Source organism: Alteromonas sp. S167, from assembly GCF_036864375.1.
Taxonomy (GTDB): Bacteria; Pseudomonadota; Gammaproteobacteria; order Enterobacterales; family Alteromonadaceae; genus Alteromonas.
The window spans coordinates 269,336-281,304 of sequence record NZ_JAZETR010000007.1; the positions used below are offsets into that span (position 1 = coordinate 269,336).

Annotated in this window: 14 protein-coding genes; 3 read left to right on the top strand and 11 right to left on the bottom strand. The window is 43.0% G+C overall.

The genetic code is table 11. From position 1 onward, the window contains the following. Positions 1–64: 64 nt before the first annotated feature. Positions 65–619 (bottom strand): glutathione peroxidase, encoded by a 555-nt coding sequence (locus V7R35_RS12790; RefSeq protein WP_438823473.1) that lies wholly within the window; start codon positions 617–619, stop codon positions 65–67. A gap of 190 nt (positions 620–809) precedes the next feature. On the opposite strand from V7R35_RS12790, the gene V7R35_RS12795 reads away from it, so the two are divergent. Beyond that, positions 810–3,305: a S9 family peptidase gene (locus V7R35_RS12795; protein ID WP_334015252.1), complete on the top strand. Its 2,496-nt coding sequence runs from the start codon at positions 810–812 to the stop codon at positions 3,303–3,305. Between the two features lie 62 nt (positions 3,306–3,367). On the opposite strand, the gene rrtA is transcribed toward V7R35_RS12795, so the two are convergent. Then, positions 3,368–3,952, bottom strand: coding sequence for a rhombosortase (rrtA, locus tag V7R35_RS12800; RefSeq protein ID WP_334015253.1), 585 nt, complete (start codon positions 3,950–3,952; stop codon positions 3,368–3,370). A 110-nt stretch (positions 3,953–4,062) separates the two neighbouring features. On the opposite strand from rrtA, the gene V7R35_RS12805 reads away from it, so the two are divergent. Beyond that, positions 4,063–4,827: an enoyl-CoA hydratase gene (locus V7R35_RS12805; RefSeq protein ID WP_334015254.1), complete on the top strand. Its 765-nt coding sequence runs from the start codon at positions 4,063–4,065 to the stop codon at positions 4,825–4,827. A gap of 10 nt (positions 4,828–4,837) precedes the next feature. Continuing rightward, positions 4,838–6,598, top strand: coding sequence for a gamma-glutamyltransferase (gene ggt / locus V7R35_RS12810; RefSeq protein ID WP_438823476.1), 1,761 nt, complete (start codon positions 4,838–4,840; stop codon positions 6,596–6,598). An 82-nt stretch (positions 6,599–6,680) separates the two neighbouring features. Here ggt and V7R35_RS12815 read toward each other — a convergent pair whose 3' ends face one another. The 9 genes from V7R35_RS12815 to V7R35_RS12855 form a co-directional block, all read right to left on the bottom strand. Further along, a complete protein-coding gene (locus V7R35_RS12815; RefSeq protein WP_334015256.1) occupies positions 6,681–7,139 on the bottom strand; it encodes a hypothetical protein in 459 nt (152 codons plus the stop codon). A 149-nt stretch (positions 7,140–7,288) separates the two neighbouring features. Further along, positions 7,289–7,768, bottom strand: a complete 480-nt coding sequence (locus V7R35_RS12820; protein ID WP_334015257.1) for a hypothetical protein — start codon at positions 7,766–7,768, stop codon at positions 7,289–7,291. A gap of 97 nt (positions 7,769–7,865) precedes the next feature. After that, positions 7,866–8,345, bottom strand: coding sequence for a DUF6438 domain-containing protein (locus V7R35_RS12825; RefSeq protein ID WP_334015258.1), 480 nt, complete (start codon positions 8,343–8,345; stop codon positions 7,866–7,868). 131 nt (positions 8,346–8,476) lie between these two features. Then, a complete protein-coding gene (locus tag V7R35_RS12830) occupies positions 8,477–8,857 on the bottom strand; it encodes a VOC family protein (protein ID WP_334015259.1) in 381 nt (126 codons plus the stop codon). A 218-nt stretch (positions 8,858–9,075) separates the two neighbouring features. Beyond that, complete coding sequence (locus tag V7R35_RS12835) at positions 9,076–9,657, bottom strand: hypothetical protein (protein ID WP_334015260.1); 582 nt, start codon at positions 9,655–9,657, stop codon at positions 9,076–9,078. Between the two features lie 206 nt (positions 9,658–9,863). Continuing rightward, positions 9,864–10,109, bottom strand: a complete 246-nt coding sequence (locus V7R35_RS12840; RefSeq protein WP_334015261.1) for a DUF2164 domain-containing protein — start codon at positions 10,107–10,109, stop codon at positions 9,864–9,866. A 119-nt stretch (positions 10,110–10,228) separates the two neighbouring features. Next, complete coding sequence (locus tag V7R35_RS12845; RefSeq protein WP_334015262.1) at positions 10,229–10,609, bottom strand: hypothetical protein; 381 nt, start codon at positions 10,607–10,609, stop codon at positions 10,229–10,231. A 115-nt stretch (positions 10,610–10,724) separates the two neighbouring features. After that, a complete protein-coding gene (locus V7R35_RS12850) occupies positions 10,725–11,084 on the bottom strand; it encodes a hypothetical protein (RefSeq protein ID WP_278712019.1) in 360 nt (119 codons plus the stop codon). A gap of 83 nt (positions 11,085–11,167) precedes the next feature. Further along, a complete protein-coding gene (locus V7R35_RS12855) occupies positions 11,168–11,851 on the bottom strand; it encodes a hypothetical protein (protein WP_334015263.1) in 684 nt (227 codons plus the stop codon). Positions 11,852–11,969: the final 118 nt, after the last annotated feature.

Sequence of the window (11,969 nt, forward strand, 5' to 3'; positions counted from 1 at the left end):
AGTTGAGTGTGCTTGATTGCCCCGCGTAAAAACGCGGGGCTTTTTTATGCATTCTTAATAACCGCTATTCGTTTAAAAGCGCTTCAACATCTGCAATAAAAGCTGCGTCTGTTGGTTTTGTCGAGCTTGGGTAGTGAGTAATTTTGGTACCAGTGCTATCAATTAGGTACTTATTGAAATTCCAAGACGGTTCTTTTCCTGTAGCGGCCTTCAACATGCGGTACATGGGGTCGGCATCATCACCTTTTACCGACGTTGGTTCGAACATGGGGAATTTTACGCCATAGGTTAGCTCGCAAAGCTCTGCGGTTTTACCTTCATCGTTATCTTCTTGGTTAAAGTCGTGAGACGGAAAGCCTAACACTACAAAGTCTTTGTCTTTATAGTCGCTATACAGTGTTTCTAAGCCTTCAAATTGAGGCGTGAACCCACAGTAGCTGGCCGTATTAACTACAAGAAGCGTTTTTCCAGCATATTCATTACACAAATTCACTGTTTCTTGTGAATTGAGTTTTCGTTTCATAAATTTCAGCACGCTAGGGCATTCGTTTGCCATGCTTGGTGCACTGAACAACGCAAACGATAGCGCTGTTAACGCAAATAATCCGATGACTTTCATTATTGTTACCTTCTGTATGGTGTTGTTTATCATTGTTTTGCTACAACATGTGGAACATCATTTTTATGTTGATTAGGCAATAACGCGTTTTGAATACGTTTGGTTCACAAACACTATCGACGAACGTTGGCTAAATCCCTTTCGCTCTGCGTATAATATTGATGGGATAAATATAAAACGATAGAAAATAATGAAAAAATACGCTTCTTTACTTATTGCCGCTAGCGTTACGGTTGCGCTAGGGGGCTGTGCGAGCACGGCCAGTGACACAAACACACAAACAAAAAGCACCAGCGCTCAAGTAGAACAATCAACGGTTATGCCGGTCGTTGCTTCACCGCAAAATGCTACCGCTGCTACAGGTGAAATAACCCTAAAGCAAATAATGGCAGATCCTCAGTGGATTGGTGCATTGCCTACCAATATGGGGTGGTCGGTTAACTCAGATAAAATCGTTTTCGAACGTGAGCGTAAAGACAGCGCATTGTCTGATGTATACATTGCCGACGTAAGCAGCCCAGAAAATGCTGTTAAAGCGCCTCTTTCTGACCTTCACAAGTACCGCTTTGACGAGCGAGTAGTGCGCAACGACGGTGTAGTAGCCTATTCATTTGAAGATAGCGTATATGTGCAATTTACCAATGGCGACACGGTTCAGTTAACGCGCGGCGGTAATACGCTTTCAAGTCTTTCATTTATGACCGATGGCCGTCTAATGGCGTTTAGTGGCAGCAAAGTTGTTGCTATTAATTTGGAAAATGGCAGTAGAGAAGAGTTACTTAGCTGGGAGTTTGCCGATAAGCCTGAAGCAGTAAAACCCGCTGAGGATTACATAGCAGAAGAGCAGCAAACGCTTATTCAGTACATTGCGCTACAGCGTAAGAACAGACAAGACCGCCAACATGCAAGCGATGAGCTAGCTAAGGCGAATAACAGCGTAGCACCCACACCTTTTTATTTCGACAAAAGCCACCGTTTAGCGGGCATTAGTGTGTCGCCTAAAGGTAATTTCGCCGTTATTGCAACAACTGAGAACAAGGCAACGCGCGATGATTCCGACATCATGCCGCATTATATTCAAGAAGACAGTCGTATAGCGGCTAAGCCAGTACGTCAGCGTGTAGCCGATGCAGAGCCAGTGAATCATGAATTGTGGCTGCTCAACCTTGAAACTGGCGAAAAAAGCGAACTCAAATACTTTAATTTGCCAGGCTATAACGACGACGTTTTGGCAAGCGTGAAAACTGAAAATGCGAAAGCAAACGGCGAAACCTACGAGGTTAACCGTCTTCCGCGACCTATTACGCTGTTGCAAAGCTGGTATTGGACGAAGCCGTCTATTCGTTGGCACAAAAACGGCGAAGCGGTTGCCGTAATGCTAGAGGCCTGGGACAACAAAGACCGCTGGATAGCGACAGTAGATTTAGCGTCTAAAACCTTGGAAAACCAGCACCGTTTGCATGATGACGCGTGGGTAAACTACCGTTTTAATGCGTTTGATTGGTTAAATAACAGCGAAACACTTTATTACCAGTCTGAGCATAGTGGTTATGCGCATTTATACATTCAAAAGCCTGGCGAGGCGCCTGTGGCGCTAACAAGCGGTAACTATATTGTTGACGATTTAACGCTTACGTCTGATGACAGCCATATTTACTTCAAAGCGAATATGGAGCATCCGGGACTGTACGAAATTTATCGAGCTGATCTTTCAGATAACACTATCGACACTATGACCGATCTAAACGGCATTACCGATTATGTGCTTAGCCCTGATGAGAACCAGTTGCTTCTTAGCCACAGCAAAGTAAATAAGCCAGCTGAGTTATTTGTTAAATCAGCAACCCCGGACGAAACGGCGAAACAAATTACTAATAGCACTAGTGAGGCGTTTAATGCATTACCATGGGCTGTACCACAAATTGTTGCCATTGAATCTTCTCATACCGATGCGCCTATATATGCACGCGTATATTTGCCGGAAAACTATGACAGCAGCACGCCAAACAAAGCCGTAGTATTCAACCACGGCGCTGGTTATCTGCAAAATGCACATATGGGGTGGTCGGGTTACTTCAGAGAGTACATGTTCCACAGCATGTTAGTGCAGCAGGGTTATGTGGTTATGGATATGGATTATCGTGCAAGTGCAGGCTATGGCCGCGATTGGAGAACCGCTATTTATCGTCAGATGGGCACGCCTGAAGTACAAGATCTGCGCGATGGCGTTAACTATTTAGTAAACAATGCCAACGTTGATCGCAATCGTATAGGTACCTATGGTGGTTCTTACGGTGGTTTCCTAACCTTCATGTCTATGTTTACTGCACCTGATTTATTTGCAGCTGGCGCGGCACTTCGTCCTGTTACCGATTGGGCACATTACAATACGCCTTACACAGCGAACATTTTGAATACGCCAAGTATCGATCCGATTGCTTACGAGCGAAGCTCGCCAATTTATTTTGCAGAAGGCCTAGAAAAACCACTGCTAATTAATGCGCCAATGGTTGATGATAATGTTTTCTTCCACGATACAGTGCGCCTAGTACAGCGCTTGATTGAGCTTGAGAAAGAAAACTTTGAAACGGCAATCTATCCCGTTGAACCACACGGCTTTGTTCAGCCAAGTTCGTGGCTTGACGAATATCGTCGTATTTACAAGTTATTTGAAGAAAACCTGTAAGTAATACGCATTTAATATAAATGACAAAGCCCAAGCAAATGCTTGGGCTTTTTACATTCTTCTTAACTTCGTTTGGCCGTTGCGTACATGAGCAAGAAAATAATAATGCCGCTTAGTGCACCAAACAAATGCGCATCTACTGCAACTTTTGCATCAATTAAATTTGCTACCTGTTGGCTACTTCCATCTACTTGCTCGTATCCTACTTTAATGGCAAGCCCTATCAGCAGTAACCAGCCCGACTTCATCTTTTCTTTGATATCCATACAGGCGCCCCAAGAAAAAATGCCATGTAAGGCACCTGAAAGCCCTGCATACCAAATTAAATCGGGTGCGAAAAAATAAAGACCTGCGCTAGTTCCAATACAGCACCAAACAAACACTTTTAAGAACATACCTATGCGGTAGTGGTCACCATGCAACGCCCATAAAAGCAATAATCCCGCTAAGTTTAACAGTAGGTGATAGCCATTGGTGTGCACCACGTTACCTGTTACTACACGCCACGTTTCAAGACCTTGAATAGCATAGCGGTCGTATGCAAGATAATTACCCGATAATGGTTCGAAGAAAAAAGCGATTACTGCGCACAGCGCAATTATTAACGGTCCAGCACTGTACTTCAGCGAAAACGGCAGTGATATCATCAGTGTTAGTTATTGTTTATTTTCAAATTTGGTCGCTATGATACAGAAATGACACAGGGGTGGAAACTTAAGTAAGCCTAATAGAATAACGATTGAATAAAGGACTCACTATGTCTCACATCAATGCTCACATTGAAGATCAGTGTTTAACAATTACCATTAATCGCGCCGATAAGAAAAATGCGCTTACCCGCGATATGTACCAAGATATGGCGCACGCCATTTTAAGTGTTAAAAACGATGGCAGCACCAAAGCTATCGTTATTAAAGGTGAGGGCGATTGTTTTACTGCCGGCAACGACATTAGCGATTTCGCTCAGCAAAGTGAAAACGCAAACGTGCCTGAAACGTCTGCTTTCATGCGCGCACTAGCGGCAACTGAACTGCCTGTTATAGCGCAAGTACACGGTATGGCGGTAGGCATTGGTACCACGTTGTTGTTACACTGTGATTTTGTTTACGCTACACCAGACACCCGATTTGTACTACCATTCATCAACCTAGGGCTTGTTCCCGAATATGCATCAAGTTATCTTTTGCCTAAAATGGTAGGGCACATTAAAGCGTCGGAATGGTTAATGTTAGGCGAACCGTTTTCTGCAAACGATGCTTATCAATTTGGCATGCTTACTAAAATTGTAGATGAGACCGAAATCGATTCGGTAGTATCGTCAACAGTTGCTAAGCTAGTGGCTAAGCCAGCATTTTCGCTTCGCCAAACAAAAGCCTTGTTGAAAGGTGAAAACGATCGCATTAATCAACAAATGAGCGAAGAGTTCGACATATTTCTTGAGGCGTTAAGTGCGCCTGCGGCACAGGAAGCGTTTGACGCGTTTTTGAAAAAGCGCCCAATTAATCCAGAAAAATTTAAGTAAAAGGAAACCTATTTTGAGACCCAGTGTTTTGTTGCGAGCTTCAATAGTATCTCTTGCACTTTCAGCGTGTTTCGCGTTTAACGTAAATGCAAAGCAAGCGCGAGAAGTAGGGGAGCCAGAGGCCGCAACGGGATATAACGAGAAGAAAGCGTTTGAAGCCAAAGAGTACATGGTGGTTGCGGCAAATCCTTACGCATCGTGGGCCGGTAAAAACGTTATAGAGAAAGGCGGTAGCGCAATAGACGCCGCAGTGGCCGTTCAGGCTATGCTTTCTTTAGTAGAGCCTCAGTCTTCAGGTATTGGTGGCGGTGCTTTCATTTTGTATTGGGATAACAAAAATAAGGTGCTTCACACCTTCGACGGGCGAGAAACGGCGCCTGCGTCGGTGAATGCGCATTGGTTTATGCAGGGCAACAAGCCCATGCGCTGGATTGACGCGGTAGTGGGCGGTAAGTCTGTCGGCGTTCCGGGTGCCGTAAAAGCCTTAGAGATGGCGCAAAGCGAATTTGGAAAACTGCCTTGGAACACGCTGTTTGACGATACAATTAAAACGGCTGAGCAAGGCTTTACCGTATCCCCCCGCTTGGCCAAGCTGGTGGCATTAGACTATCACCCAGGGCTTAAAAACTTTACATCAAGCTCGGTATACTTCTTTCCAGCAGGACAACCTTTGCAAGAAGGTGTAAACAAGAAAAATAAAAAATTAGCAAAAACCCTCAAAGGTATAGCCGAGCAAGGCAGTGACTATTTATTAAAAGGCGAAGTGGCAAAGAAAATTGTTGATGCCGTAAATACCGCCGAGATTAACCCCGGTAGTCTGACGTTAGAAGACCTGGCAAATTACGAGCCCATAAAACGTGACCCGGTGTGTGGCACGTATCATGACAAACGCATATGTGGCATGCCCCCGCCAAGTTCTGGTGGTGTTAATGTGTTTCAAATTCTCAAAATGTTGGAAGAGTTTAACCTAAGTCAATATGAACCTAACTCTGTTGAATTTGCACATTTATATACGCAGGCCAGCGCCCGTTCGTATGCGGATAGAGAAAAATATATTGCCGACAGTGATTTCACTAACCTGCCGTTCGCGGCAATGATCAACAAAGCCTATCTAGAGCGCCGCGCACAAGAAATTGGCATTGATAAATCATGGCGCAGGGCAAGAGCCGGTAACCCTTACGCTGACGCAAATGTTGCTTTAGGTAGTTCGATGGAGCTGCCTAACACTTCACATGTGTCTATTGTAGATAAAGAAGGCAACGCTATCTCTATGACCACCAGTATCGAGTTTATGTTTGGCTCGGGTATCATGGTAGAGGGCTTCTTACTAAACAACCAATTAACCGACTTTTCGTTTACGCCAACAGCTAACCGCTTTCCTGTGCCAAACCGAGTTGAGCCTGGTAAACGCCCGCGTAGCGCAATGAGCCCAACAATGGTGTTCGACAAAAACGGTAACTTAGAGCTAGTTTTAGGCTCTCCTGGCGGCTCTAGAATAGTAAGTTATGTGGCGCAAACACTTATTGGGGTTTTAGACTTTAACTTGGATATTCAGCAGGCAATAAACCTGCCTAAAATTACCAATAGAAATGATTATACTGCACTTGAAAAAGGCACGCCTATTGCCGATCTGGAGACGCCGCTTAAAGCACTTGGTCACAATGTGAAAGTCGTAGACTTGAACAGCGGGCTGCACGGTATTCAGTTCAAATCTGGCAAGCTAGTTGGTGGCGCCGACCCAAGAAGGGAAGGTGTTGCAGTAGGGCGTTAGTAATAGAAATGAATGTTTAAATCGCCGCCAAAGATTAGTTGTTTAACATGGCGGCGATTTGCTTTTTAGAAACTATTATTTTCTATAAGTAAGTATCAGCTTCAATTTCGTTAACCTTCCAATCGCCGCCCTCTTTTATCAAATTAAGGCTTCGAAGGTCTTCTACTTTATTATCGTTATACATACCGCTTAAAAATATAGTTACAGTAGATTTATCTGCGAACTCACTTCGTCCTACAGAGCCCGCGCTTTGTGGAGTAATTGTAACAGTGTCGTACTTCAAATTTAGCAAATGACGTTGTACGTTACCGTTGGTGTGATATCGAGTAAGGATGCGCTTCATTTTCTTACTTGCTAGGGTTTTAGCAAAATCTAAATTGTCGTCTTCGTATATACCGCGTAAAAACGCTACGGCGGTGTATTCGGGAGTGCTGTCGTCTAGCATTCCAAAGCGTCCAAGCCCTTCTTCTTTCTCCTGACACCCACCAAGGAAGAAAAGGGTGAGAAGGCCAAATAAAGCGCACTTCATACGTGTTGTCATTGTAATAACCTTTTATCCAAAAATAGAAACCATGCACCACAAGCAATGTATAGCCAAAATTTGTAGCTTCCGTCATTTTCAACGCAAGCTAAAACCGCGTGCTTAAATAGTGGACAATTATACTTGTAGGTGCAAGTTCATAGGTGAAATTAACGAATAACGTTCGCTTGGCTAAGCATGGACGCAGATTTGCCGATAATTTTCGTACTATAGCGCCCCGACTTTTGGTGCACGGCTACAAAGTATTCGATAGGAACCTTAAGTTTTAATGCTTCTTTTTTAGTAAGGATCACGTCTTTGTCGAGTGGTGATGGCCATTCTACCGTTACTGTACCTTGTGCGCTGTCTAAACGGCATGGGTAACGGCCTCCAACAAATTTGGTGGTTGACGTACCGTCAGTATTCGCAAATTGAACAGAGCATGTGTATTTGTTTACGCCGGCTTCGTAATCTTCAATGGCATAGTCGAACGTAACTTTAAATTCGTGTTCGCGATTGCTTAAGTTATCTATTTCTTCTGACTTAACGTTAGATACCGTGGCAGTGCTGTATTTTGTGGTGTCGTTTTTCGCGGTTGATGCGCAACCCGCAATGAATAATGCAAGGGCAAGTGAGCTGAGCGTTTTCATATTTGTCCTTAAATAACTAGCCTGAAAATGCCATAGTGCTGTTTTTTAAAGACTAAGTCTATATCTTAAGTCTAAAAACGCCTGCTAAAGCTCACTGCTAGGTGCCCACATAGTCTTTTAAACCAATCATTTCAAACAATAACTTTTCTAACAGAAAAAGCTCATCCTCCCGTTCAAACCCTATGCAACCATGATAGTGATATACCGTCTTCTTTGTATTAGCAAATTGCAGCGTGATAACAGTGCTAGATGCGTCAGTCCATAACTCTTTGCATGGGCTTTCCTCTTCGTCTTCACCCCATCCGTAATGGTCGAGAAATTGAGTAAAGCTATGTTCATCAAGTTGCTGCACAATACGGTTAAACAGCTCTGGGTTATTTGGAAGCCTATAAACGCCTTCTTTTTGGGTATAAGCTTGGCCATGAAAGCTTATAACCCCGTCTGCGAATACATTTACTTCAAAAGCAGGGCAGGTGCCAAAACAATGCGTTTTGGTAAAGGTAAATACGTCGGTCGAATTCGCTTGCGTGGTGGTACTTGTAACTAAAAGAAGAAAAGTAGCTATTAATGTCTTCACTGCGTTTTCCTTTAATTGGTATGTTTTGTAAGTACAACGCGTCGTATCAACTAAAGGGGTGAAATGCACTTGTATTCAGCCCTATGTGATCAAAGGTAAACGTGTACAGCTAAGCGTTTTGCCAATAAAGGTTATGCACGCTTATTCACTTTCCACGGTGGAGACAATCTGTTTTCACCAGCCCAGAATAGTTTTATTTTGTTTCCAGATGGGTCTTTTAAAATCGCTTCCTTCCACAAATAACGTTGTTCAGTAGGCTGTTGTTCGAACACTACGCCTTTTTGCACAAGTTCATCTACCAGTGAGTCGAGCTTTTCAGTTTCAAAGTAAATTACAGCGCCATTGCTGTAATCACCTTCATCAAGGGCAAGCGAAAAAGTTGAGTTGCCCTTTGGGCATGAAAACCTTGCATAGTGGGGAGTATCTACTATTTGCGTAAAACCCAGTGTTAAATAGAACTTTACAGCAGTATCCATGTTCTTTACTGGAAGTGTTACTTGATTCATTTCCATTATTGCGTTTTCTCTACTTTAGGGGTTACATGATTTACTGTTTATACATTCGAAACCGGTGCGTTATCCTCATGAACCAAGTCTCTTTTTATCTAGCTGTAAGTTGAATAAGCATGGTTTGCCTGCATTTGTTTCGCCGTCTAGTACACCCAACGAATCAACGCCCTTTTTTAATTTGTTCCTCAAGAAATGCGCCTAACATTCAGCAAGTTTTAACATTAGCGGTCGGTTTTCTCATAACCCACAATTTTTAGAAGTTTTTTATCCGGGCTAAAGAGATAGGTAAGAATTAAATTCTGTTTGCTTTCGTATAGGTAAACAAAGCGACCGTCAGGGTTATAATTTTCATGCTGTGGTTTCCCCATGCAGCGTAAAACCTGCTCTGATGTTGTAATGCCAATGGGAAACTGCGCTTTATTTGCAGGACAGGGAGCATCTTTACTATCGCTGCCCATTGGTTTTATCTCAAAATTAGCGGCGTCTAAGCCCGATTCTGTAAACGTGATTAAAAACTGAGACGTACTTTTCGACGATTTTACAATCCACATTTCACGCCAAGCGCGAGAACCTACCTCGCCAACGGGTTGCTGTATAACAAATTTCAATAATTCGCTGCTAGCTATAGCGTTGTTGATAACTTCTTCTAAGCCGGCTTTTGTGTCTGCTGCTAGCGTTTCGTTCGCTAAAGAGCCTTCTTTCGCAACACTAGGCGCAATTTGAGAAACAGGAGCGAGGTTTTCGGTAGTTTTACAACCGGCTAAAAGGGCAATAAATAAAGGTACAACAGCCATGTGTTTCATTGAAATTTCCTTATAGGTAATAGCAGCTTAGTAACCATAAACGATTAAAAAGGGAAGGGGAACCAAAAGATATTAAGGGCTTGGTTTATGAGTTATGCTCGTCTGATTAACTTATTACTTCCAAGGCATTATATGGAAAGCGCTAATTATTGCTGCCAAAAATAGTTTTTCATCACCTACAACACGCTATTTATATATGTGCTGCATTAGTTTGTTTCTTTTTCAATTGCGTATAGGTCTTCGTCGATTGTACTTAACTTATTTTCAAGAACTGCTCTGGCATCATGCAGCCCTCTATTGTAAAAGTATGCGCCCAACTCTTTAGAAACAAAATCTAGCAAAAACTCAGCATCAAATTGTCCTAGGTCTTGCTCTAACTCTTTCTCAAAATACGCTTGCAGCTTTTCAACCATTGCTTCTTTTTCTTTATTTGTGAAGTCGATTGTAGACATTGAGTTCAATTTCCTTTTTGGTGCATGTTTTATGCTAAGTAATTGCTTGCACAAGAGAATATCAAGTCCCCGTGCGAGGAGGCGGCTCAGCGAGCGGAGCGATTGAGCTTGATCGGTTGTTATGCGTCATTGCTGCCCCAGCCAATTTTGATGTCTGGAATCTTAGCGGTGATTAAGTTTGAAAGCTCGATTACCAACCCGCTGTCTAAGTCCGGGTTTGCTGCTATAAATAGCGTTCTAGCCTCACATTGGTCTAGTCCTTTACCCAAGCGAGAAATGAATTCGCTTAGTAAAATGTCTTCCCCGTTTAAATTAACCACTGTGTTAGATTTTAAAATAATCGCATGGTGACCACATGTGGCTAACCCACAAATAACCCGGTCATGATTAACTGTATTCAGTACGAGTACTTTTTCTTCTGGCATAAAAGAAAGGTACGCGAAACACATTAATAAACCCAGTAGGATGGCTATAAATCCGTATTGAGCATGGTTACTCATAGAAGTGTCCTTGACGCATAACTTTTAAATAAGGGGCGCATACATGTGGGCTATAATGCAAAGCAGCCCACGTGTATGCGTCCCAGCGAACGCAGTGAGTGACTTAATTTGCTTGTTATGTGCAAACACTCAAAACAACCTTACCACTATTGATAGTGACACTACCAAAGCACGCTGAAATGAAAAAGCCCGATTCTGTTTTGCTAAAGCTATCTATGTTGCCATAGTCCAGTGAGCCGTCTAAATCCGTTGTCGGTGTTATTTCCGATTGTTCTTTAATACTTTTAATATCTGAAAAGTCAGAGAACGTTAAAACTGCTTTTTTATAACAAGTGTACTCATTGGGCTTTGGTTTAGTGTAATGAACGGATGAAGGCCAGATACTAGCTTCCAGCTGTATGGAAAACTCGTTTTCTGAGACTGTCCAGCCCAGTATAAAAGAGTCTTGAAGATCAATTCCATCCATTGAATTCAACGATTACTCCTTGCACACAACGCATCAATAACCGGCGCAGCTTTGCTGCGTCCGGCGCCGAAGGCGCGAAGTTGATTGACTTGTTAAGTTTTTGCATACCAATATTCTGGCCCTTTGGCTAACACGTCTTCTTTGTAGACTTTCTCAGCTAATGTTCTAATTTTGTTTTCTGTAAAAGTCCTAGCGTGCTCAAATAGTTTGATAAAATCGTCTAAGTCATGGGTGCTAAGAGTGTCCGGTTGAATTAGCTCCCTTACGAAATACGGCAATTCTCTTCTCTTTTTGTCGATAGCTAGGACCACACTCGCTCGTTCAAGCTGTTTTGCTCCGCTATGAGCTGCGAAGTTGTGCCTAAACTCCATCGCGTTGTCATGCTCTTCATGGAATTCTTCATCGAGATTCTTTTTCTCCAGCTTGACCCTTCTACCTTCACACGTGGCAAATGACTTACCATAGAATGTAAGTGACGCAACAAACAATCCTTTCACAATGTTGAATCGATCTCGGTCATAGGTAGCCTTAATATGCCCTTTAGGGTCTGTAAAATTAGGGTCATCAGATAGTAATTCTTTAATGTGGCGCATCCAGATCAGGGCGCTGCGAAGATCTTTTTCAATCAAAGTATAACCAGCTAGAACATTTGCTTTTGGGGTATCTACTACTACCCGATCAGCAGGCTTTCTCTTGTAAAAATATTTGTTATAGGCATTTCCAGTGTCAGGTTCGAGAATCGTCCTTTTTGCCCAATGTCCTTCTAATTTATCCATAAGTATCCAATTCGATGAAACTTAACTTTCCAATAACGGGCGCAGACATGTGGGGCACAATGGCGAAGCCGCCCCGCGTGTATGCGTCCCAGCGAACGAAGTGAGTGAGTTGATTGGG

What these genes read in the sequence shown, in the direction of transcription:
- V7R35_RS12835 (WP_334015260.1), bottom strand. Translation starts at nt 9,657, where the DNA reads ATGAAACACATGGCTGTTGTACCTTTATTTATTGCCCTTTTAGCCGGT.
- V7R35_RS12855 (WP_334015263.1), bottom strand. Translation starts at nt 11,851, where the DNA reads ATGGATAAATTAGAAGGACATTGGGCAAAAAGGACGATTCTCGAACCT.
- rrtA (WP_334015253.1), bottom strand. Translation starts at nt 3,952, where the DNA reads ATGATATCACTGCCGTTTTCGCTGAAGTACAGTGCTGGACCGTTAATA.
- V7R35_RS12795 (WP_334015252.1), top strand. Translation starts at nt 810, where the DNA reads ATGAAAAAATACGCTTCTTTACTTATTGCCGCTAGCGTTACGGTTGCG.
- V7R35_RS12845 (WP_334015262.1), bottom strand. Translation starts at nt 10,609, where the DNA reads ATGAGTAACCATGCTCAATACGGATTTATAGCCATCCTACTGGGTTTA.
- V7R35_RS12840 (WP_334015261.1), bottom strand. Translation starts at nt 10,109, where the DNA reads ATGTCTACAATCGACTTCACAAATAAAGAAAAAGAAGCAATGGTTGAA.
- V7R35_RS12815 (WP_334015256.1), bottom strand. Translation starts at nt 7,139, where the DNA reads ATGACAACACGTATGAAGTGCGCTTTATTTGGCCTTCTCACCCTTTTC.
- V7R35_RS12820 (WP_334015257.1), bottom strand. Translation starts at nt 7,768, where the DNA reads ATGAAAACGCTCAGCTCACTTGCCCTTGCATTATTCATTGCGGGTTGC.
- V7R35_RS12790 (WP_438823473.1), bottom strand. Translation starts at nt 619, where the DNA reads ATGAAAGTCATCGGATTATTTGCGTTAACAGCGCTATCGTTTGCGTTG.
- V7R35_RS12805 (WP_334015254.1), top strand. Translation starts at nt 4,063, where the DNA reads ATGTCTCACATCAATGCTCACATTGAAGATCAGTGTTTAACAATTACC.
- V7R35_RS12830 (WP_334015259.1), bottom strand. Translation starts at nt 8,857, where the DNA reads ATGGAAATGAATCAAGTAACACTTCCAGTAAAGAACATGGATACTGCT.